The organism is Stenotrophomonas sp. 109824_Sma (genome assembly GCF_056480025.1).
Genome location: NZ_CM151078.1, coordinates 1,225,480 through 1,247,132 on the forward strand (window position 1 = coordinate 1,225,480; position 21,653 = coordinate 1,247,132).

16 protein-coding genes are annotated in these 21,653 nt (G+C 66.8%); 5 read left to right on the forward strand and 11 right to left on the reverse strand.

The window, feature by feature from the left end; all coding sequences use genetic code 11:
* From mdcA to ACZK1G_RS05775, 5 genes are all read right to left on the reverse strand, one after another.
* Positions 1-1,644, reverse strand: a complete 1,644-nt coding sequence (gene mdcA, locus ACZK1G_RS05755; protein WP_101765104.1) for a malonate decarboxylase subunit alpha — start codon at positions 1,642-1,644, stop codon at positions 1-3.
* A gap of 221 nt (positions 1,645-1,865) precedes the next feature.
* Entirely contained in the window at positions 1,866-4,058 is a 2,193-nt protein-coding gene (locus ACZK1G_RS05760; RefSeq protein ID WP_101765105.1) for a TonB-dependent siderophore receptor, read from the reverse strand.
* A 356-nt stretch (positions 4,059-4,414) separates the two neighbouring features.
* Complete coding sequence (gene mqo / locus ACZK1G_RS05765; RefSeq protein ID WP_049443758.1) at positions 4,415-6,115, reverse strand: malate dehydrogenase (quinone); 1,701 nt, start codon at positions 6,113-6,115, stop codon at positions 4,415-4,417.
* A gap of 182 nt (positions 6,116-6,297) precedes the next feature.
* Positions 6,298-6,744, reverse strand: coding sequence for a GNAT family N-acetyltransferase (locus ACZK1G_RS05770; protein ID WP_049443884.1), 447 nt, complete (start codon positions 6,742-6,744; stop codon positions 6,298-6,300).
* A gap of 185 nt (positions 6,745-6,929) precedes the next feature.
* Entirely contained in the window at positions 6,930-7,835 is a 906-nt protein-coding gene (locus ACZK1G_RS05775; protein ID WP_014036348.1) for a LysR family transcriptional regulator ArgP, read from the reverse strand.
* Positions 7,836-7,972: 137 nt separating this feature from the next.
* On the opposite strand from ACZK1G_RS05775, the gene ACZK1G_RS05780 reads away from it, so the two are divergent.
* Complete coding sequence (locus ACZK1G_RS05780; RefSeq protein WP_005415673.1) at positions 7,973-8,608, forward strand: LysE/ArgO family amino acid transporter; 636 nt, start codon at positions 7,973-7,975, stop codon at positions 8,606-8,608.
* Positions 8,609-8,771: 163 nt separating this feature from the next.
* Positions 8,772-10,760 (forward strand): alpha/beta hydrolase family protein, encoded by a 1,989-nt coding sequence (locus tag ACZK1G_RS05785; RefSeq protein ID WP_101765106.1) that lies wholly within the window; start codon positions 8,772-8,774, stop codon positions 10,758-10,760.
* A 55-nt stretch (positions 10,761-10,815) separates the two neighbouring features.
* On the opposite strand, the gene ACZK1G_RS05790 is transcribed toward ACZK1G_RS05785, so the two are convergent.
* On the reverse strand, positions 10,816-12,570 hold the full coding sequence (locus ACZK1G_RS05790; protein ID WP_101765107.1) for a peptide MFS transporter: 1,755 nt from the start codon (positions 12,568-12,570) through the stop codon (positions 10,816-10,818).
* A gap of 255 nt (positions 12,571-12,825) precedes the next feature.
* Between ACZK1G_RS05790 and ACZK1G_RS05795 the strand changes: the two genes are divergently transcribed.
* The 3 genes from ACZK1G_RS05795 (at position 12,826) to ACZK1G_RS05805 (ending at position 18,479) form a co-directional block, all read left to right on the forward strand.
* Entirely contained in the window at positions 12,826-14,790 is a 1,965-nt protein-coding gene (locus tag ACZK1G_RS05795) for an OPT family oligopeptide transporter (protein WP_014036352.1), read from the forward strand.
* 234 nt (positions 14,791-15,024) lie between these two features.
* Positions 15,025-17,103: an alpha/beta hydrolase family protein gene (locus ACZK1G_RS05800; protein WP_049443748.1), complete on the forward strand. Its 2,079-nt coding sequence runs from the start codon at positions 15,025-15,027 to the stop codon at positions 17,101-17,103.
* Positions 17,104-17,234: 131 nt separating this feature from the next.
* Positions 17,235-18,479, forward strand: a complete 1,245-nt coding sequence (locus ACZK1G_RS05805) for a DUF819 family protein (RefSeq protein ID WP_049443746.1) — start codon at positions 17,235-17,237, stop codon at positions 18,477-18,479.
* A 61-nt stretch (positions 18,480-18,540) separates the two neighbouring features.
* Here the strand turns inward: ACZK1G_RS05805 and ACZK1G_RS05810 are convergent, their stop codons facing one another.
* Genes ACZK1G_RS05810 through ACZK1G_RS05830 form a run of 5 tightly spaced genes read right to left on the reverse strand, consistent with a single transcriptional unit; the run spans position 18,541 to position 21,564 of the window.
* Positions 18,541-19,020 (reverse strand): hypothetical protein, encoded by a 480-nt coding sequence (locus ACZK1G_RS05810; protein ID WP_014646351.1) that lies wholly within the window; start codon positions 19,018-19,020, stop codon positions 18,541-18,543.
* A 46-nt stretch (positions 19,021-19,066) separates the two neighbouring features.
* Entirely contained in the window at positions 19,067-19,327 is a 261-nt protein-coding gene (gene minE, locus ACZK1G_RS05815; RefSeq protein ID WP_005408532.1) for a cell division topological specificity factor MinE, read from the reverse strand.
* Positions 19,328-19,329: 2 nt separating this feature from the next.
* Positions 19,330-20,139: a septum site-determining protein MinD gene (gene minD / locus ACZK1G_RS05820; protein ID WP_005415682.1), complete on the reverse strand. Its 810-nt coding sequence runs from the start codon at positions 20,137-20,139 to the stop codon at positions 19,330-19,332.
* 37 nt (positions 20,140-20,176) lie between these two features.
* A complete protein-coding gene (gene minC, locus ACZK1G_RS05825) occupies positions 20,177-21,022 on the reverse strand; it encodes a septum site-determining protein MinC (RefSeq protein WP_014036356.1) in 846 nt (281 codons plus the stop codon).
* Positions 20,968-21,564, reverse strand: coding sequence for a GNAT family N-acetyltransferase (locus ACZK1G_RS05830; RefSeq protein WP_014036357.1), 597 nt, complete (start codon positions 21,562-21,564; stop codon positions 20,968-20,970). The genes minC and ACZK1G_RS05830 overlap by 55 nt, the downstream gene beginning before the upstream one ends.
* Positions 21,565-21,653 lie beyond the last annotated feature (89 nt).

Genomic DNA, 21,653 nt, shown 5'->3' on the forward strand with positions numbered 1-21,653 from the left:
TTACCAGTTGCGGAAGCGCTTGGGCGGGTCGTACAGGCCGCCGGACCAGCGCACCAGATCCTTCACCGAACGTGCCGCCAGCAGGTCACGGCTGGCATCGCGCACGGAGATGCCCAGGTCATCCGGGCGGCGGATGACGCCGCGGTCGCGCAGGTTCTCCACCATCGCGCGGTCGCGTCCCAGGCCCACGGCGGTATAGCCGGACACGCCGCGGATCGCCTGTTCGCGTTCTTCCGGGGTGCGGCACAGCAGCAGGTTGGCGATGCCTTCCTCGGTCAGCACATGGCTGACGTCGTCGCCGTAGATCATCACCGGCGGCAGCGGCATGTCCGCGCGTTCGGCCAGCTCCCATGCATCCAGCCGTTCGACGAAGGCCGGCGCCATGTGCTCGCGGAAGGTTTCCACCATCTGCACCACCAGCTTGCGCCCGCGCGGCATTTCGCCGGGGCGTGCGGCCTGCTGGCCGGCCTTGATCCAGGCATCGCTGGCATGGCGGCGGCCGCGCGCATCCGAGCCCATGTTCGGTGCGCCGCCGAAGCCGGCGATGCGGTCGCGGGTGGCGGTGGAGCTGTTGCCCTGCAGGTCGATCTGCAGGGTGGAGCCGATGAACATGTCACACGCATACAGGCCGGCGGTCTGCGAGAACGCGCGGTTGGAGCGCATCGAGCCATCGGCACCGGTGAAGAACACATCGCTGCGTGCGGCGATGTACTTCTCCATGCCCAGTTCGGAACCGAACGAATGCACCGACTTGACGAAGCCCGATTCGATCGCCGGAATCAGCGCCGGGTGCGGATTGAGCGCCCAGTGCTGGCAGATCTTTCCCTTCAGCCCGAGCGATTCGGCGTAGGTCGGCAGCAGCAGTTCGATGGCGGCCGTGTCGAAGCCGATGCCATGGTTGAGTCGGTTCACGCCGTACTCGGCGTAGATGCCCTTGATCGCCATCATCGCCATCAGCACCTGGATCTCGGAGATCTGCGCCGGGTCGCGGGTGAACAGCGGTTCGATATGGTTCGGCTTCGGCGCCTGCACCACGAAGTTGACCCAGTCCGCAGGAATATCGACGCGGGGGAGGGTGTCGACGATCTCGTTGACCTGGGCGATGACGATGCCGCCACCAAACGCCGTGGCCTCGACGATCACCGGGGTGTCTTCGGTATTCGGCCCGGTGTACAGGTTGCCGTGCCGATCTGCGGCCTGTGCTGCGACCAGGGCCACGCGCGGGGTCAGGTCGATGAAGTAGCGGCCGAACAGCTCCAGGTAGGTGTGGATGGCACCGATCTGGATGCGGCCCTCGGCCACCAGGTTGGCCAGGCGCACTGATTGCGGGCCGGAGAACGAGAAGTCCAGTTTCGAGGCGATGCCGCGCTCGAACACGTCCAGGTGCGAGGGCAGCGACAGCACCGACTGCACCATGTGCAGGTCATGCACGCGGGCGGGGTCGAGGTCGGCCAGGGCCTGGGCGAGGAAATCGGCCTGCTTCTGATTGTTGCCCTCCAGGCAGACCTTGTCGCCGGGTTCCAGCAGCGCATGCAGCAGTTCGCCGACGTCGCTGGCAGCCACCTCGCGGCCCCGGGCCCACGGCGCGGCCCGCTGCAGGCGGGCCTGGCGGCTGCGTTCCAACGTATCCCAGCTCGGGTTCATCGACCGGCTTCCGATTGGCGTTGAAATAATTACGGCATAATTATGATGGCCGTGCAACCCGCGCTGCAGCAAATGAAAGGGCCCGCGCGGAGGCGGGCCCATTCAGATTGAAATGGAGGATGACCCGCATCGATCGGGGTAGTGCCGGCCGCTGGCCGGCCCCGCGTGATCGATGCATCGCTTGGAGCCGGCCAGCGGCCGGCACTACCGTTTCAGGTCGCTCAGAACTTCCAGCGCAGGCTGGCCGACACGAAGCGCGGCTCGCCGAAGTTGTTGTAGTCCAGGTTGGCCCAGTAGGTCTTGTCCAGCGCGTTGCGCACGCTCAGGGTCGCGGTCCAGTTGTCGCTGATGCGGTAGTTGGCGTTGAACTGCACCAGTGAGTAGGCCGGCTGGTTCACCGTCACCGTGCCTCCCAGCGGGTAGGCGATGTTGTAGCCCTGCACCTTGCTCTGCCACTGCACGCCACCGCCGATGCTCAGGCGCTTGAGTGCGCCGCGCAGCTGCAGCTGGGTGTTGAGCTGCAGCAGGTCCTCGGGCGGATTGGCGTACAGCAGGTCGGTGGCGGCGCGGGTCACCTTGACGTGGGTGTAGCCGGCATTGACCGTCCAGCCCGGCAGGATCTCGCCGTTGACGTCCATCTCCCAGCCGCGCGCCTTGGTGCCGTTGATGCCGATGTAGGCCGAGCTGCCATCACTCAGCGTGCCTTCCGGCACGCTCATGTCGCGCACCGCGTAGTTGTCCTGCTTGGCTTCGAACACCGCCGCATTGGCCGTCAGGCGGCCATTGAACCACTGCGTCTTGATGCCCGCTTCCAGGTTCGAGCCCTGTACCGGCGCCAGCAGGTTCTCGTTGCGGTCCTTGTAGTTCTGCGGATTGAAGATCTCGGTGTAGCTGGCATAGGCCGACACGTTCGGCGTGATCTCGTAGACCAGGCCCACGTACGGGGTGACTTCATCGCTCACCTTGTAGGCACCGCTGGTGCCGGTGTAGACGCCTGCGGCGTTGTACGAGCGGCTGAGCGTTTCCCAGCGGCTCAGGCGTGCACCTGCAATCAGCGACAGCGGATCGGCCAGGCGCAGGCGGGTGGCCAGGTAGACGCCGCTCTGCGTGGTCTTGGCCACGCGGCGTGCACCGGTACGGGTGTAGGTCACCTCGGAGATGTCGCCGTTCCAGTTGAACACGTTGGGGATGTAGTAGCAGCGCTCACGCCCGCAGGTTGCCCAGTCGCCCGGGAAGTTCAGTGCCAGGGTGTTGGTGGTGCCTTCCAGGTCCGACCACTGCGCGCCGACGGTGAGGTCGTGGTCGCGGCCGAACAGCGGGAAGCTGCCGGTCAGGTAGGCATCGACATTGCGGCGGGTGTCCTTCGAATCACCGGCAGCGGCACGCAGGTAGATGCCCGAGCCGGTCACCGGGTCCGGGTTGCCGGTGCCGTACAGGCGCACGTTCTGCACGTTGCCGCGGGTGTAGGCGGTGTTGATCTTGAGCAGCCAGTTGTCGCCGAAACGCTGTTCCAGGTTGGCGAAGGCGGTGCTGCTCTCGCGCTTCCAGTAGCTCCACTTCGGCGACAGGTTGGTCGAGCGCGCCAGATGGGCGAAGTTGCCCTGGTTGTCGAAGAACGCCACGGTGCCCCAAGTCGAACCGGTCGGGTTGTTGTCCTGGGTCTGGTAGCCGACGGTGACCGTGGTGCTGTCGGTGACATCGCCTTCCAGCACCGCCATGCCGGCCATCTTGTTTTCCTTGTAGCGGTCGTAATACAGCCCGCGGTCGGTGTAGGCGGCGACCACGCGGCTGCGGAAGCGGCCGTCATCGGTCAGTGGCGCGGTTACATCGGCCTCCATGCGGCGGTAGTCCCAGCTGCCGGCGCTGACCGCGAACGACGCGTCGAATTCCTTGCCCGGGCGCTTGCGCAGCAGGTTGACCGTGGCCGACGGCACGCCGGCGCCGCTGAGCAGGCCGTTGGCACCTCGGATCACTTCGATGCGGTCGTAGAAGGCGGTGTCGTACTCCTGGTTGGTGGAGCCGCTGTAGGTGGGAATGCCATCGACCTGGAAGTCGGTGATGGCAAAGCCACGCGCGTAGTACAGCGGGCGCTGCGTGTCATAGAAGGACACGCTGACGCCGGTGACGTTGCGCATCACATCGTTGATGCTGAACAGTGATTCGTCCTGCAGGCGCTGCAGGCTGATCGCGGTGGCCGACTGCGGGGTTTCCTGCAGGGTGATCGGCAGGCGCGTGGTACTGGCCGGCGGCGCCGACTGCTCGGCACGCACGCTGACCCGGTCCAGGGTCTTGGCGTCGGCCGCGCCATCGGCGGCAGCGAACGCGCTGGGCGTGGCCAGCAGGGCCAGCGACGAAAGCAGGGCGGCCGGCAGCAGCGCGCGGCGGGGCAGGCGGGTACGGAAGGTCAGGGACATGGTGGGCTCGAAACGTGGAGGCGGGGAGGGCGGCAACAGTCGTCCAGCACCCGGGCGGCGGCTTCGGGCACGGTCAGGTCCATCTGGGGAGATGGCGCGGTCACTGCGCAGGATGCAAATGTAAATAATTCTTAACAACATTACAATTCGCGTCATTGTGCAGGGGCTTCCCGGCGCAGAGCAGTGGCGGCCGGGGGCGGATCCCGTTGCCGCAGGCAATGGGCTCTGACCCCATCATCGGCGCCCAGGCGCAGGTCAGAGCCCTCCAGTGCGGGTAGGGATCCGACCCATCTCGCACAAAAACAAACGGCCACCCGAAGGTGGCCGTCCGTCTGCATCGAAAGGAACGCGCGGGCTTACAGCGCCTGCAGTTCCTCGTTGGCATTGCGCTTTTCCTTGGCCGGTGCCGGAACCGCTGCAGGCACTACCGCCGGGGCAGGAGCCGCCGCATTGGCGTCCACCGGCACCTCCAGGTACGGCAGGTGCAGGGTCTGGCTGGTCAGCGTGCGGATCTCGTTCACCAGCGCGGCGCTGTCGTTGAGCTTGCGCCCGTACGACGGCACGATCTCGCGCAGGCGGGTTTCCCAGCCGGCCTTCATCTGGTCCGGGAAGGCCTTGGCCATCAGGTCCAGCATGATCGGCGGCGAGGTCGACGCACCCGGCGACGCGCCGAGCAGGGCGGCGATGGTGTGGTCCTTGTCGGTCACGATCTCGGTACCGAACTGCAGCACCGGGCCCTTCAGCGGATCACGCTTGATGATCTGCACGCGCTGGCCGGCGGTGACCAGCTTCCAGTCGCCCGGCTTGGCATTGGGGAAGTACTTGACCAGTTCGGCCTGGCGGTCGGCATCGTTCAGGCGTGCCTGGCCCATCAGGTACTGCACCAGGTCCAGGTTGTCCTTGCCCACTTCCAGCATCGGGCCAACGTTGTTGTGGGTGACCGACGAGTACAGGTCCCACCACGAGCCGTGCTTGAGGAACTTGGTGCTGTACAGCGCGAACGGCCCGAACAGGACCACCGGCTTGCCGTCCAGCTTGCGCGCATCCAGGTGCGGCACCGACATCGGCGGGGAACCGGTCTCAGCCATGCCGTAGGCCTTCACGCCATGGCGCGAGGTCACGTCCTGGCCCTGGAAGGCGAGGAACTGGCCACCGACCGGGAAACCGGCGTAGTCCTTCGATTCCGGAATGCCCGACATCTGCAGCAGCTTCAGCGCGGCGCCACCGGCACCGATGAACACGAAGCGGCTGTGGGTGGTGGTCTCGGTGCCGGCCTTGAGGTCCTTCACCGTCACGTTCCAGCTCTTGTCGGCGTTCTGCCGCAGCGCGCTCACTTCGTGGTTCAGGTGCAGGCTGAAGTTCGGGCTGCGCTGCAGGCCGGTGGTCAGCTGGCGGGTGATCACACCGAAGTTGACGTCGGTACCGAGCGGCATCCAGGTCGCGGCGACCTTCTGCTTCGGATCACGGCCCTCCATCAGCAGCGGTGCCCACTGCTTGATCTGTGCCGGATCCTCGGAGTACTGCATGCCGTAGAACAGCGGGTTCTTCACCAGGGCCTGCTGGCGCTTGTGCAGGTAGGCGATGTTGTCATCGCCCCAGACGAAGCTCATGTGCGGGGTCGGGTTGATGAAGTCGCTGGGCTGGCTCAGCCGGCCTTCCTTCACCTGGTGCGACCAGAACTGGCGCGAGACCTCGAACGATTCGGCGATGCCGACCGCGCGCTTGGTCTCGATGCTGCCGTCGGGTAGTTCCGGGGTGTAGTTCAGTTCGGCGAACGCCGAATGGCCGGTGCCGGCGTTGTTCCAGCCGTCGGAGCTTTCGCCGGCGACGCCGTCGAGGCGTTCGTAGACCTGGATGTTCCAGTCCGGCTGCAGTTCCTGCAGGTAGGTGGCCAGGGTGATGCTCATGATGCCGGCGCCGACCAGCACAACATCGACGGGCTTGTCGTTGCTGGCGGCGGGCACCGAACGCTGGGTCAGCGGCCAGTACAGGAACAGCGCGGCGGCCAGCAACAGCAGCACGAGCAGGGCGAGCAGGGCCTTGCCAAATTTCTTCATGGGGGCGGGATCGTTGGCGGAGGGGAGGAGTTCAGGATGCGCATGGGGCAGGGAAAGGGCGTGAAGAAACAACGCCTTGCAGCATCCATCCGCGATTCTAACCGGATCCGGTCCGTTTTTGATGCAACGCAGCATCCGACGTTTCGCGGCACCGTCACGCGAAGCGCCGGGCCACGCCCGGCTCAGACCAGCTCGAGGATCTCGTCACCGGCCTCATCGATCTCGCCGGTCGGACGCCAGCCCAGGCGGCGGTAGAAGCCGTGCGAGCGCGAACGCGGGTCGGCCGAGCAGGCAAGGAACAGGCGCCGGTGGCCGGCATCGCGGGTCAGGCTGACCACTTCCTGCAGCAGCTGGCGGCCGATGCCGCGGCCCTCGTACTCCGGCAGCAGCGCCAGCACCAGCACCTCGCCGCTGTCGTGGTCGGCGAAGCAGTAGCCGACCATGCGCTCACCCTCCCAGGCGACGCGGCCGATCGAATCGCCGTGGGCGATGCCGGCCGCCCAGCTGTCCACGGTGATGCCCAGTTCCGCCAGCTGCGCCGCATTGAAGGCATTCTCGCGGGTGCGCCCGCGCAGATCGATGCAGGCGGCGGCATCGTCGGGGCGGGCGTCGCGCAGGTACACGGGCATGCCGGACATCCTTGTAATGGTCGGCCCGCCAGTATCCGCATCGCGCATGGACCCGGTGTGTAGGCTCGATGGAGATCGGATGGAGCCCCGAAAAAGGGGACGGAGGGGATTAAGCCGTATTTGCCTTGGATGTCGTATTGGCCTTGAACGACTTAATCCCCTCCGTCCCCTTTCTGCGCCATGGGTCAGCGCTTGCGCCGGATCAGTGCCGAGGAAGCATCCAGCACCGCGCGGGTCAGCAGGGCCATGGTCTGCACGTCGCCCTTCCAGTGCTGCCAGTACAGCGGCACGTCTTCCCACGCGCGCTGCCGCACGTAGACCAGGCGGCCGGCGTCCAGGTGCCGCTTGACCAGCGGCAATGGGTTCATGGTCCAGCCCATGCCGCCCAGGTTGGCCTGCACGAAGGCGCGGGTGGAGGGAATCCACCAGGTCGGCGCGGTGCTGGGCAGGTCGTCGCCGGCCATGCGCCGGGCAAAGCGCGACTGCATTTCGTCCTTGCGGTTGAACACCAGCACCGGGGCCTGCGCCAGCGCCTGCGCGGTCACGCCCTTGGCGAAATGGCGTTCGCGGAATTCGGGGGTACAGGTCGCCGCGTAACGGATGCTGCCCAGCGCGTGGATCTGGCAGCCCTGCACCGGCTCGTCCAGCGTGGTCACCGCACCCAGCACCGTGCCCTGGCGCAGTAGCTCCACGGTGTGGTCCTGGTCCTCCACGCGCAGGTCCAGGGTGGTGCCGGTGCCCTGCGCGAACTGCGCGGCGGCCTGCGGGAACCAGGTTTCCAGGCTGTCGTGGTTCACCGCCACCGGGATGCTGGCCTGGGGCAGGTCTTCGTCAGCCAGGCCCATCCGGTGCAGCGCGTCGTGTTCGAGCAGGGCGGTCTGCTCGGCCAGCTGCACCAGCAGCTGGCCCTCGGCGGTGGCGGTGGCCGGGGTGCCGCGCTTGACCAGCAGGCGCCCGATCCGGTCCTCCAGCGCCTTGACCCGCTGCGAGATGGCCGAGGGCGTGACATTCAGCGAGTGTGCGGCGCGGTCGAAGCTGCCTTCGCGGATCACTGCGGCCAGGGCGCGCAGCTGGGCATGGTCGATACGCATCGAATTAAGTTCCGCTAATGTTGGTTTAGGAAGTTTAGCTCGTCTTTTTCATGTTGCGGCGCGACAATGGCGCTCGTTCCGGTGCTGTCCGCCTTCGCGAGGCACCGTCCCCCCAGCAATACAAGGCAGTGAATCCCATGTTCTCGGTCATCTCCGCCAGCACCGGCCTCGGTGCCTGGTTCTCTGGTGCAGCCACCGGCATCGGCCTGTTCGCCGTGGTCGGGGCCCAGAGCGCCTTCATTCTGCGCCAGGGCATCCTGCGCAAGCACATCGTGCCGGTGGTCGCCACCTGCGCGGCCATCGATGCCATCTTCATCTTCGCCAGCGTGGCCGGCCTGCGCACGCTTACCTCGGCGCTGCCGTGGCTGACCACCGCCGTGCTGTGGACCGGTGTCGCGTTCCTGGCCTGGTATGCGATGAAGTCGGCACGCCGTGCGATCGCCGGCGGCGGTGGCATGGGCGAGGCTGACAGCGACGACGGCAGCCGCCGCGCGGTGCTGATGGCCGCGGTCGGCTTCTCGCTGATCAATCCGCACTTCTGGCTGGACATGATGGTGATCGGCTCCATCGCCGAGAACTTCGGCAACGCCCGCATGGCCTTCGCTGCTGGCGTGGTCACTGCCAGCTGCCTGTGGCTGACCGCGCAGGGCCTCGGCGCGCGCCTGCTGGCGCCGCTGTTCACCAAGCCCAGCACCTGGCGCGTGCTCGACGGCACCATCGCCGTGATCCTCAGCATCCTGGCCCTCATGTTGGCGGTGCGCGGGGTCCACTGACCCGGCGCACGCCCCCCGAACCCACGTCCTGACTCTCTCTCCAAGGTAGTGGCAACGACGGCACCGGCAACGGTGCCGTCGTCTTTTCCGGCTCTGGCGGGAAACGCACGGCACTGCCTAGAATCGGCCACCAGGACAAGGTGTCCACAGGAGCAGGGGAAGGATGCACAAGACGATTCTGGCGGCCGCACTGGCCGTCATCGGGGGCGTTGCCGCAGGCAGCGTGGGGGCGGTGGACCTGACGCAGTACCTGCGTCGCGAGACCTTCACCGACATCAAGATTTCGCCGGGGGGCGAGTACGTGGCGGCAACGGTGCCTAAGGAAGACAGCACCGCGATCGCGATCCTGCGCTTGAAGGACAAGCAGCTGGTAGGTAGTTTCTGGCCACCCAGCCGCAACCACGCGCAGGAATTCGACTGGGTCAGCAATGAGCGCCTGCTGATCGGCCTGGCCGAGAAGTGGGGGGCGCTCGACCAGCCCAATCCCACCGGCGAACTCTATGCCATCGATGCCAACGGCAACCGTGGCGAACTGCTGGTCGGCTACCGCGTCGAAAGCAAGGGCCCGGGCACCCGCATCCAGCCGAAGAAGGTCGAGGCGGTCGCCGCCTTCCTGGCCGACGATCTGCCGGGCGACGAGCGCAACGTGCTGGTCACGGTGTGGCCGCTGGCCGAGGATCCGTTCACCCGCGTCGATCGCATGGATGTGACCAGTGGTCGTCGCTCGCGCGTGGCGTCCTCACCGGTACGGCGCGGCGAGTTCACCACCGACGGCGCGGGCGAGGTCCGCTTCGTGCACGGCTCGGGCAGCGACAACATCAACAAGCTGTATTTCCGCGAACGCAGCGGCGACAGCTGGAAGCTGATCAACGACGAGGCGGTCAGCAAGCGCATCGAAACCGCCCTCGGCTTCTCGGCCGACGACAGCCTTGCCTATCTCAACGTCGAGCAGACCCAGGGGCCGGATGCGATCGTCAGCTGGAATCCGCAGACCGGCGAACGCGCCACCCTGCTGCGTGACGAGGTGGTCAACCCGTACCGCATCATCCATCGGCCCGGCACCCATGTGCCGGTCGGCGCTCTGTATCTGGGCGATAAGCCACGGACCCGCTTCTTCGACGAGAAGTCGCCGGAGGCACGCCTGTATCGCAGTCTGGAAGCCGCCTTCGGCGGAGCGGTCTACATCACCTCCAGCACCCGCGATGGCCGTGTCGTGCTGGTGGAAACCTGGTCGGGCACCAATCCCGGCGATTTCTACGTGTACGACACGGTGGCGCGCAAGGCTGACCACCTGATCAGCCGCAGCGACTGGATCGACGTGGACCGCAGCGCCAGCGTGAAGCCGATTGCACTGAAGGCCCGCGACGGGCTGCCGCTGCATGGCTTCCTGACCCTGCCGGCCGGCAGCGACGGGCGCAACCTGCCGATGGTGGTAATGCCGCATGGTGGCCCGTTCGACATCTTCGATTCCGGCCAGTACGACCGCGAAACGCAGATGCTGGCTGCCGCCGGTTATGCCGTGCTGCAGGTCAACTTCCGCGGTTCGGGCAACTACGGCCGGGCCCACACCCAGGCCGGCGCGCAGCAGTGGGGCGCGGCGATGCAGGACGACGTCACCGATGCCACCCGCTGGGCGATCAGCGAGGGCATCGCCGACGGCCGTCGCATCTGCATCTACGGCGCCAGCTACGGGGCCTACTCGGCGATGATGGGGGCCGCCCGCGAACCCGGGTTGTACCAGTGCGCGGCCGGTTATGTCGGCGTCTACGACCTGCCGATGATGTATACCCGTGGCGACATCCAGGACCGCGGTTCAGGCGTGACCTACCTGCGCGAATGGTTGGGGGATCCGGCCAAGCTGGGCGCGGTGTCGCCGGTGAACCTGGCCGAGCGGATCAAGGTGCCGGTGTTCCTCGCGGCCGGTGGCGAAGACAAGCGCGCGCCGATCCAGCACACCGAGCGCATGGAAGCGGCGCTCAAGCGTGCCGGCACGCCGGTGGAGAGCCTGTACTACAAGACCGAAGGCCACGGCTTCTACACTGAGGCCCATCGCAGCGAGTACTACGACAAGCTGCTGGCGTTCCTGGCGCGCAGCCTGGGTGGCAAGACCGCCACGATTGCGCCTGCGGCCGGCAAGGACAAGGCGCCCTGAGCCGAAGGGCGGCGGATGATCCTTCCGCCGCCCTGGTTTTCCGCAGGCGCGGGGCTTACTTCACCCCGTGCATCATCTTCTTCAGCAGCGGCGCGGCGATGAAGGCGGCCAGCGCGCAGCCCAGGCCGATCCACATCAGCAGCCAGAACAGGTGCGCATAGGCGCCGGCCGCAGCCACCATGTCCAGCGATTCGCCTTCCGGCACCTCGATCGCGGCCAGCTTGCCGAACAGCGCGGCCAGCGTTTCCGAGAATGCGGTGGCCAGGAACCAGGTGCCCATCATCAGGCTCATCACCCGCGGCACGGCCAGCTGGGTCACCGCCGACAGGCCGACCGGCGACAGGCACATCTCACCGCTGGCCAGCAGGAAGTAGGCCAGCACCAGCCACCACACGCTGGCCATCTCGCCGGTGGCGCCGACCTGCTGCGCCGCCAGCGCCAGCGGCACGAACGACAGCGCGCCGATCACCAGGCCCCAGGCCGACTTCACCGGCTTGCCCGGCTCCCAGCCGCGGCGGTCCATCCACGTCCACAGTGCGGCGAAGGCCGGCGCCAGCAGCACCAGGAACAGGCCGCCGAGGTAGGTCAGCGAACCGGCGGTCTGCGGAATCACCAGGCAGTCGCGCACCAGCAGCACGAGCATCAGCACGACGATGGCGGCGAAGAACGTGCGCGGTGCGGCCGAACCCGGACGCCGTTCGGACAGGCGCGCGCTGACCACGAAGCCCAGCGGTGCCAGCAGCAGCGAGATGATCGACCACGGCAGCGGCGTACCGCCGGTGATCACCAGCGCAGGCACGATGTCCTTGGTCAGCAGGCGGTCGGTGAAGGTCACCCACGAGCCGTACGACTGCTCGTACATCGTGAAGAACACCAGCGCCATGAAGATCAGCACCATCAGCGCGATCATCTGCTGGCGCTGCACCGGCGTGCACTTGCTGCCGGTGAACCAGGCGAACCAGACCAGCACGCCGCCCAGCACCACCAGCATCAGCATCAGCGCCAGGCTGATTTCACCGCCCAGCGCGAATGCGCCGTTGCCGGCGGCCCACATCAGCCACGCCACCGGCAACACGCCGAGCACCGCGCACAGATAGATGAGCCATTCGCGCGGCAGGCCCAGCACCTTCTGCTTCAGCGCGGCCGGCTGCGGCGGTTCGGCATGGCCCTGCAGGTACTTCTGGCCCCACAGGAACATCGCCAGGCCGGCCAGCATGCCGATGCCGGCTGCACCGAAACCGTACTTCCAGCCGTAGGCCTCGCCGAGGAAGCCACACACCAGCGACGAGAACAGCGCGCCAAGGTTGATGCCGGCGTAGAACAGCGAGAAGCCAGAATCACGTCGCGGGTCATCCTTGGCGTACAGCTTGCCGACGATGGTGGAGATGTTCGGCTTCAGGAAGCCCACGCCCATGATGATCAGGGCCAGCGACAGGTAGGTCACCGCCAGCGCCGAGGTGTCGCGCACCACTTCGCCGTTCACCCGGTACGCCGCGTGGCCTTCGAAGGCCATGCCAAGGTGGCCGAGTACCAGCAGGATGCCGCCGAACAGCACCGCCCGGCGCATGCCCAGCCAGCGGTCGGCCAGCATGCCGCCGAACACCGGGATGCAGTACACCAGGCCGCCGTAGGCGCCAAGCAGGTCCAGGCCGGCCTTGTCGCCGAACAGGTGGTACTTGGTCAGGTACAGCAGCAGCAGCGCCTTCATGCCGTAGAAGGAGAAGCGCTCCCACATTTCGGTGAAGAAGCAGACATAGACGCCCTTGGGGTGGCCCAGGAAGTCGTCGGAAGCGGTAGCGGCAACGGTCATCGACGGCGGGGACAGCGGAAAGGGCGCGATTATAGAAGGGCAGGGGCCGCATCACGGCGCTTATGACAAATACGACTTAATCCCCTCCGTCCCCTTTTTGCGGCAGGCGCTGCGCGGCTTTGCGGGATCGGCCGGTTGGCCTTGCTGCACCGGTCGGGCGGCCGGGTGGGCCAGGGCTGGCGGTGACCATGCGCACTGGACTTGCCGCCCCCTGAACGCTAGCGTGCAGGGGATTTTTTGCCAGCAGGGGCTTCCATGAACCACGACGCTGCGCCCAAGCAGCTCACCTTCCGCGCAGTGGCCCTGGCCATCGTGCTGGCGGTGGTGCTGTCGGCCGCAAACGCCTACCTCGGTCTGTTCGCAGGCCTGACCATCGCCACCGCCATTCCCGCTGCGGTGATTTCCATGGGCGTGCTGCGCCTGCTGGGCGGTGGCTCCATCCTTGAAAACAACATCGTGCAGACCGGCGCCTCGGCCGGTTCGTCGATCGCCGCCGGTGTGATCTTCACCATCCCCGCGCTGGTGATCATGGGCTACTGGCCGGACTTCAAGTACTGGTGGGTGCTGGGCATCGCCGGCCTCGGCGGCCTGCTGGGCGTGCTGTTCTCGGTGCCGCTGCGCCGTTCGATGATCGTCGAAGACCCGCTGCCGTTCCCGGAAGGCAAGGCAGCGGCGGAAGTGCTCAAGGCCGGTGAGAACCCGGGCCCGGGCCTGAAGATCCTCGCCATTTCGGCGGTGATCGGTGCCTTCGTGAAGCTGGCCGCGGAAAGCGGCATGCGCCTGATTCCCGATGCCTGGGCCACCTCGGCCTACGTCGGCAGCTCCAAGGTCACCGCCTTCATCGGCACCAACCTGTCGCCGGCACTGCTGGGCGTGGGCTACATCGTCGGCCTCAACGTCGGCATCGTGGTGGTGTCCGGCTCGATCCTGACCTGGCACATCGCCATTCCGATCTACCAGGCGTTCTTCATGAACACCGATCCGGCACTGGCCGCGTCGGTGGCCGCTGCTTCCTCGACCGAGGCCGCGTTCGCCATCTGGGGCGCGAAGATGCGCTACCTGGGCGTCGGCGCAATGCTGATCGGCGGCATCTGGACCCTGATCTCGCTGCGCAAGTCGCTGCTCAACGGCGTCAAGAGCGGCTTTGCCGCCGCCCGCAAGAGCGGTGGCCCGGTGCTGGCGCACACCGAGCGCGACCTGCCGATGAAGTGGATGCTGGTCGCCCTGGTGGTGTTCGTGCTGCCGCTGCTGGCCCTGTACCAGGCCATCGTCGGCCAGTGGCACGTGTCGATCCCGATGACCCTCATCATGATCGTCGCCGGCTTCCTGTTCGTTTCGGTCTCGGCCTACCTGGCCGGCCTGATCGGTTCGTCCAACAACCCGGTCTCGGGCATCACCATCTCCACCATCCTGTTCGCCTCGGCCGTGCTGGTCGTGCTGCTGGGCAAGGATGGCCTGCAGCCGGTCGGCGCCTTCGGTGCGCCGCTGGGCGCGGTGGCCGCGATCATGATCGGTGCGGTGGTGTGCTGTGCGGCAGCGGTCGGCGGTGACAACCTGCAGGACCTCAAGGCCGGTTACATCGTCGGTGCCACCCCGTGGAAGCAGCAGCTGATGCTGGGCATCGGTGCGTTCTCCTGCGCGCTGATCATGGCGCCGGTGCTGAACCTGCTGGCCACCGCCTACGGCATCGGCGTGAAGTCCGAGCTGCACCCGAACGCGCTGGCTGCTCCGCAGGCCAACCTGATGGCCTCCGTGGCCAAGGGCCTGTTCGGTGGCGAGCTGCCGTGGACCTTCATCGGGATCGGTGCCGTGGTGGGCGCCGCCATCATCGCCTTCGACAGCTGGCTGAAGTCGCGCAACGCCCGCTTCCGCGTGCCGGTGCTGGCCGCCGCCATCGGCATCTACCTGCCGCTGGAACTGATGGTGCCGATCTTCCTCGGCGGCCTGATCGCCTACCTGGTCGAGCGCTTCCACAAGGTGCGTGCCGACGACGAAGAAGGCCGCGACCGCGTGCACAAGCCGGGTGTGCTGTTTGCTGCCGGCCTGATCACCGGCGAGGCACTGATGGGCATCGCCATCGCGATTCCGATCGTGGTCAGCAGCCGCGCCGACGTGCTGGCCGTGCCGTTCCACCTGCCGGGCGCACAGTGGATCGGCCTGGCCGTGCTGTTCGTGGTCGGCTGGCTGATCTACCGCACCGGCAAGCGCGCCGTGGCGTGATGCACGGGGTCGGATCCCTTCCCGCAGGGAAGGGCTCTGACCCGGTAGTGCCGGCCGCTGACCGGCAACCAGACAGATTGCCGGCCAGCGGCCGGCACTACCGCAAACCGCGCTACGGCGCGGTTTGCCTTTTCTGGCGAAGGCATCGACCCGTCCCCGGCCATGACCGATGGCCTTGGCAGCCCCGGCCGCACGGGCCTACCATCGGTTTTTTGCCGTCCTGCGGAGACCCCGATGAAACTGCGTCATGCCCTGCTGCCACTGAGCCTGCTGGCCGCCCTGCCCAGCGTCGCCGCTGCCCGTGGCCTGGAAGTCCGCGACATGGTGGCCATGGACCGCGTCTCCGCGCCGGTACTGACCGCCGATGGCGGCACCGTGGTGTTCGCCAAGCGCAGCGTGGACGCCAACCTGAAGGCCTCCACCGCGCTGTTCGCGCGCAACCTGCGCACGCGTGACGCGGCCCCGCCGAAGCAGATCACCCCGGCTGGCTGGAGCGTCAATTCCGCGTCGCTGTCGGCCGACGGCCAGACCGTGTATTTCCTCAGTGCCAAGAACGGCAGCCAGCAGCTGTACGCGCAGCCGATCAACGGCGGCACCCCGCGCCAGCTGACCGACTTCCCGGTGGACGTGGACAGCTACCACGTGTCGCCGCAGGACGACCGCGTGCTGTTCAGCGCCGGCGTGTTCCAGGCCTGCGCCTCGGACCTGGCCTGCACCGAGAAGAAGCTCAAGGACGTGGCCGGCGCCAAGGCCAGCGGCAAGGTCTTCGATTCGCTGTTCGTGCGCCACTGGGATACCTGGAACGACGGCCGCCGCAACACCCTGTTCGTGGCGCCGCTGCCGGCGGCCAAGGCCGGTGCGGTCAAGGGCGCGTCGGCGCTGAGCGCGACCATCGACGGTGATGCGCCGTCCAAGCCGTTCGGTGGCAATGATGATTTCGCGTGGTCGCCGGATGGCGCCAGCGTGGTGGCCAGCATCCGCGTTGCCGGCAAGCAGGAGCCGTGGTCGACCAACTTCGACCTGTACCGCTTCGACGCCGCCGGCAAGCAGGCGCCGGTCAACCTGACCGCTGCCAACCCGGCCTGGGATGCCGGCCCGGTGTTCAGCGCCGACGGCAAGACCCTGTTCTACCGTGCGATGAAGCGCCCGGGCTTCGAGGCTGACCGCTTCGGCCTGATGGCGATGGACCTGGCCAGCGGCAAGACCCGCGAGATCGCCCCGCAGTGGGATCGTTCGGCCGGTGGCATCACCCTGTCCGCGGATGGTGCCAGCATCTACACCACTGCCGATGACCTCGGCGAACACCCGCTGTTCCAGATCGACGTGGCCAGCGGCAAGGCCACCAAGCTGATCGGCGACGGCAGCGTGACCGCGGTCGACGTGGCCGGCAACAGCGTGGCGATCACCCGCAACAGCCTGAAGAGCAACGACCAGGTGCTGGTCGGCCTGCTGCCGGCCGCGGGTGAAGCCATCGGCGAACTGCGCGCGCTGACCCCGGCTGCCGGCGAGGTGCTCAAGGATGTCAGCTTCGGCGACTACGAGCAGTTCGAGTTCAAGGGCTGGAACAACGACACCGTGCATGGCTATGTGGTCAAGCCGCACAACTACCAGGAAGGCAAGTCGTACCCGGTTGCGTTCCTGATCCATGGCGGCCCGCAGGGCAGCTTCGGCAATGGCTGGAGCTACCGCTGGAACCCGCAGACCTATGCGGGCCAGGGCTACGCCGTGGTGATGATCGACTTCCACGGTTCCACCGGCTATGGCCAGGCCTTCACCGATGCGATCAGCCAGCACTGGGGCGACCGTCCGCTGGAAGACCTGCAGAAGGGCTGGGACGCCGCGCTGAAGAAGTATTCCTTCCTCAACGGTGACAAGGCCTGTGCGCTGGGTGCCAGCTACGGCGGCTTCATGGTCAACTGGATTGCCGGCAACTGGAACAGCCCGTTCAAGTGCCTGGTCAACCATGACGGCGTGTTCGACCAGCGCATGATGGGCTACGCCACCGAAGAGCTGTGGTTTACCGAGTGGGAGCAGGGCGGTACCCCGTACCAGAAGGCCGCGAACTACGAGAAGTTCAACCCGGTCAACCACGTGGCGGACTGGAAGAAGCCGATCCTGGTCATCCATGGCCAGCAGGACTTCCGCATTCCGGTCGAGCAGGGCCTGGCCGCTTTCACCGCCGCCCAGCGCCAGGGCATCGAATCGAAGTTCCTGTACTTCCCGGATGAAAACCACTGGGTGCTGAAGCCGAACAACAGCATCCTGTGGCATGACACCGTCAACGCCTGGCTGAAGCAGCACATCGGCGAATAAGCCGGTTCAGCGCCCAGGGGTCGGATCCCTTTCGCCACGCGGAAGGGCTCCGACCCCGTCATTGACCGCCCCCGGGGTCAGAGCCCTTTCGCGTGGCGAAAGGGATCCGACCCCGCACCCAGAGCGCCTGCATGCCCTCGACCGCCCTGATCCAGAACGACATCGTCGTCTTCGGTTTGATCGCCGCCACGCTCGGCGCCGTGTTCTGGACCGCCTCGCGCGAGCAGGGCCTGTGGAAGCGCTTCTACACCTTCGTGCCGGCACTGCTGCTGTGCTACCTGATTCCCGGCATCTACAACACCGTCGGCCTGATCGACGGCCAGAACACCAGGCTCTACAACCCGATCGCGCGCGACATCCTGTTGCCGGCGGCGCTGATCCTGCTGACCCTGGCAGTGGACATCAAGGGCATCCTGCGGCTCGGCCCGAAGCTGGTGCTGATGTACCTGGGCGCCTCGGCCAGCATCATGCTCGGTGCGGTGGTGGCGTTCCTGGTGATGCGCGCGATCCATCCCGACACCGTGGCCGGTGATACCTGGGCCGGCATGGCGGCACTGGCCGGCAGCTGGATCGGTGGTGGCGCCAACATGCTGGCGATGCGCGAAGTGTTCGACGTCAATGCGACCACCTTCGGCCAGTTCGCCGTGGTCGACGTGGGTGTCGGTTACGTGTGGATGGCTGCGCTGATCTTCCTGGCCGGGCGTGCAGCGAAGATCGACGCGCGCAGCGGTGCTGACACGTCGGCCATCGATGAGCTGAAGGAGCGCATCGCGCGCTTCCAGGCCGAGCACGAACGCATTCCCAGCCTGACCGACCTGATGCTGATCGTGGCGGTGGCTTTCGGTGGTGTCGGCCTGTCGCACGCGATCGGTGCGCCGCTGGCGGCCTGGTTCAAGGCCAACGTCAGCTGGGCCCCGCAGTTCAGCCTGGACGCGCCGTTCGTGTGGGTGGTGGTGCTGTCGACCACGCTGGGCCTGAGCCTGAGCTTCACCCGCGCACGCAATCTGGAAGGCGCAGGCGCGTCGCGGCTGGGCTCGCTGCTGCTGTACTTCCTGATCGCCTGCATCGGCATGCAGATGGATCTGCTGGCGCTGCTGGACCGCCCGTGGCTGTTCCTGCTCGGCCTGATCTGGATTGCCGTGCACATCGTGCTGCTGTGGTGCCTGGGCAAGCTGCTGAAGGTGCCGTTCTTCTATTTCGCCATCGGTTCGCAGTCGAACATCGGTGGCCCGGCCTCAGCGCCGGTGGTGGCGGCCGCGTTCCATCCGGCCCTGGCGCCGGTGGGCGTGCTGCTGGGCACGATGGGCTATGCCACCGGCACCTACCTGGCCTACATCGTCGGCATTACCCTGCGCGCGCTGGCCGGGCAGGGCTGATGGGTGTTGGGGTCAGATCCCTTTTGCGCCGCAAAAGGGATCTGACCCGGTCCACGATGCGTTACGCCACCGGCAAGCCGCGTTCGATCAGCCACGCTTTCGCGTCTTCGGCGTCCTGCTCGAACCACGCCTTCGTAGATCCCAGCCGATACGTATACCCCCAGGCATCCATGTCGGCCATCAGCCGCTGGCTGCCGACACCGGGCAGCTGCCCGGCCAGCACGATCTGCAGGTAGCAGGTCGCGTCTTCCTCGGCCACCGAGTCGGTGGCATCGGTATGCACCTGCGCACGCCGCTCCGGTGGCAGCACGATCAGGTGGCAGGCTTCGTGCAGCATCGAGTGCACCGGGGTGTCATCGCGCACGTACACGTTGCTGGCGATGATGCCCGCCTCGGGTTCGCCCCAGTAGCTGCCGGGAATCGGTTCACCGGCCGCTACGTGGTGCAGCCGAAGGCCGTGCGCGGCGAGCAGGCACTGCGCATCGGCGAAGGCGATGTCGCCCACGCAGGTGATGTCCACGGCGGTTGTCGTATCGGTCATGCGGGTCAGGCAGCCCCGCCCATGCAGGCACGGGCGGGGCGGGGGATCAGGGTTTGTCCGGGCCTTCAGGCAGCGCCACGGAGATGTCCAGCACGTCGTGCTGGCCATCCTTCACCAGGTCGACCTTCACCGCATCGACGTCGATGTTCACGTACTTCTTGATCACTTCCAGCAGCTCGCGCTGCAGCAGCGGCAGGTAGTCCGGGCCACCGCGGTGGCTGCGCTCCTGCGCGATGATGATCTGCAGGCGGTTCTTGGCGGTTTCGGCGGTGGTCTTCTTCGCTTTGAGGAAATCAAACAGGCCCATGCTTACCCTCCGAACAGCTTGCTGAAGAAGCCCTTCTTCTCGACGTTGGTGAAGCGCATCGGGCGTTCTTCGCCAAGGATGCGCGCGACGGCGTCTTCATAGGCCTGGCCGGCAGCGGATTCGACATCCAGGATGACCGGCTCGCCCTTGTTGGAGGCGTTGAGCACGTCGCCCGATTCCGGAATCACGCCGATCGCCTTCAGGCCGAGCACTTCCTCGACGTCGGCGATGCTCAGCATCTCGCCGCTTTCCACGCGCAGCGGGGTGTAGCGGGTCAGCAGCAGGAAGGCCGGCACGTCCTGGCCCGATTCGGCCTTGTGGGTCTTCGAGTCGAGCAGGCCGATGATGCGGTCGGAGTCGCGCACCGACGACACTTCCGGGTTCACCACCACCACCGCGCGGTCGGCGAAGTACATCGCCAGGAAGGCGCCCTTCTCGATGCCGGCCGGGGAGTCGCAGATGATGTAGTCGAAGCCGTCGGCAGCCAGGTCCTTCAGGACCTTGCCCACGCCTTCCTGGGTCAGCGCGTCCTTGTCGCGGGTCTGCGAGGCAGCCAGCACGTACAGGTTGTCGAAACGCTTGTCCTTGATCAGGGCCTGCTTGAGGGTCGCTTCGCCGTGCACGACGTTGACGAAGTCGTACACCACGCGGCGTTCGCAGCCCATGATCAGGTCGAGGTTGCGCAGGCCGACGTCGAAGTCGATCACCGCCACCTTCTTGCCGCGCCGCGCCAGGCCGCAGGCCAGGCTCGCGCTGGAAGTGGTCTTGCCGACGCCGCCCTTGCCGGAGGTGACTACGATGATTTCAGCCAAAGGACTTCTCCTGGTTCTGCATGAGTTTGGTGCTGCGTCAGTCCAGCGCAGCGATCTTGATCTGGTCCTGTTCCAGCCACACCTGGACGGCCTTGCCGCGCAGGTTGTCCGGAACATCGTCCAGTACCTTGTAGTGGCCGGCAATGGCCACCAGTTCCGCATGGAAATCACGGCAGAAGATGCGTGCCGCGGTGTTGCCCTGGGCCCCTGCCAGCGCGCGGCCGCGCAGGGTGCCGTAGATATGGATGCTGCCGTCGGCGATGACTTCGGCGCCGGCGCCGACGGTGGCCATCACGGTCAGGTCGCAGTTTTCCGCGTACAGCTGCTGGCCCGAACGCACGTTGCCCAGCTGCATGCGGCCCGGCTGCGGTGCGGCGGCGTCGGCCACCTTGGCCACCGGCGTTGCCGGGGCCGGCTTCGGTTCGGCACGGGCCGCGCGGCGCGGCTCCGGTGCGGGCGGCGGCGGGGCCGGCTCGGCCTCGGCACGCTCGTACTGCGCGCGGAACTTGGCCAGCAGCGGCAGGCCAAGCTGCTGCGAGAGCAGGTCGATCGCGCTGGTGCCGTAGGCCAGTGCCACCGGCAGCACGCCCGCGCTGCGCAGGCCATCAACCAGCGCCTGCGCGGTGGCCACGTCCGGCACCTGGCTCAGGCCGCCGAAGTCGAGGATCACCGCGGCGCGGCCGAACAGCTTCGGTGCGCGGGTCACGCGCTCGCGCATTTCCTGCACGAGGCGCTCGACATCAAGGGTACGGATGCGCAGGTTGGCGATGCCCACCTGGCCGATCTTCAGTTCACCGGCCTGTTCGTAATCGAAATTCACCGCCACGCTCAGGTCCCCGTCGGCCGCTGTGCCTGCGCCGGCAGCTGCCGGGCGCGTGTCCATGCCACATCCGGCAGCTTGTCGCCGTAGGTCTCCTGGACCCACGGGTAGCTGCACAGTTCCTTGGCCAGCATGCTGGCGCGCACATCGACCTGCGGCATGGTGTTCTGGCCCAGCTCGCGGAAGCCGAAGCTGCCATGGAAGAGCAGGGCGGCATCGGCGCCATGGTCGAGGAAGACTTCGCAGGTCATCTGCGGGTAGCGCAGCTCGGCGAAGCTCTGCGCGTCGGCATAGAACGCACGGCCGACGCCACCGCCACGACGGCGGCTGGCGACCACGATGCGGTCGATATAGAAGAACGGGGTGTCCAGCTGCTGCTTGAACCAGGCGAAATTGCTGCTGTCGTGCTGGCTGTCGCTGCCGAAGCCGATCAGGAAGCCGGCCAGGTTGCCGTCGCGCTCGGCGACGCGGAAATACTCAGCGGTTTCATAGAACAGGCGCAGGCGGGCCGCATCCAGGGGAAGGATGGCCAGGCCAGCGTTGTTGTTCAAAGCCAGGACGGAATCGAGCTCGTGCTCGCGCACGTCGCGGATGACAATCGACATTGTGACTCCGTGGGGTAACGCGGTTGGTCCATCAAGGGACCCTGCGCACGATTATTGCATGCCCGGGGTGGGCTGCGGCATGAACAGGC

What these genes read in the sequence shown, in the direction of transcription:
- ACZK1G_RS05780 (WP_005415673.1), top strand. Translation starts at nt 7,973, where the DNA reads ATGTTCTCGGTCATCTCCGCCAGCACCGGCCTCGGTGCCTGGTTCTCT.
- ACZK1G_RS05800 (WP_049443748.1), top strand. Translation starts at nt 15,025, where the DNA reads ATGAAACTGCGTCATGCCCTGCTGCCACTGAGCCTGCTGGCCGCCCTG.
- mqo (WP_049443758.1), bottom strand. Translation starts at nt 6,115, where the DNA reads ATGAAGAAATTTGGCAAGGCCCTGCTCGCCCTGCTCGTGCTGCTGTTG.
- ACZK1G_RS05790 (WP_101765107.1), bottom strand. Translation starts at nt 12,570, where the DNA reads ATGACCGTTGCCGCTACCGCTTCCGACGACTTCCTGGGCCACCCCAAG.
- ACZK1G_RS05785 (WP_101765106.1), top strand. Translation starts at nt 8,772, where the DNA reads ATGCACAAGACGATTCTGGCGGCCGCACTGGCCGTCATCGGGGGCGTT.
- minC (WP_014036356.1), bottom strand. Translation starts at nt 21,022, where the DNA reads ATGGACACGCGCCCGGCAGCTGCCGGCGCAGGCACAGCGGCCGACGGG.
- ACZK1G_RS05760 (WP_101765105.1), bottom strand. Translation starts at nt 4,058, where the DNA reads ATGTCCCTGACCTTCCGTACCCGCCTGCCCCGCCGCGCGCTGCTGCCG.
- ACZK1G_RS05805 (WP_049443746.1), top strand. Translation starts at nt 17,235, where the DNA reads ATGCCCTCGACCGCCCTGATCCAGAACGACATCGTCGTCTTCGGTTTG.
- ACZK1G_RS05830 (WP_014036357.1), bottom strand. Translation starts at nt 21,564, where the DNA reads ATGTCGATTGTCATCCGCGACGTGCGCGAGCACGAGCTCGATTCCGTC.
- ACZK1G_RS05810 (WP_014646351.1), bottom strand. Translation starts at nt 19,020, where the DNA reads ATGACCGATACGACAACCGCCGTGGACATCACCTGCGTGGGCGACATC.
- ACZK1G_RS05770 (WP_049443884.1), bottom strand. Translation starts at nt 6,744, where the DNA reads ATGCCCGTGTACCTGCGCGACGCCCGCCCCGACGATGCCGCCGCCTGC.
- ACZK1G_RS05795 (WP_014036352.1), top strand. Translation starts at nt 12,826, where the DNA reads ATGAACCACGACGCTGCGCCCAAGCAGCTCACCTTCCGCGCAGTGGCC.
- minE (WP_005408532.1), bottom strand. Translation starts at nt 19,327, where the DNA reads ATGGGCCTGTTTGATTTCCTCAAAGCGAAGAAGACCACCGCCGAAACC.
- mdcA (WP_101765104.1), bottom strand. Translation starts at nt 1,644, where the DNA reads ATGAACCCGAGCTGGGATACGTTGGAACGCAGCCGCCAGGCCCGCCTG.
- ACZK1G_RS05775 (WP_014036348.1), bottom strand. Translation starts at nt 7,835, where the DNA reads ATGCGTATCGACCATGCCCAGCTGCGCGCCCTGGCCGCAGTGATCCGC.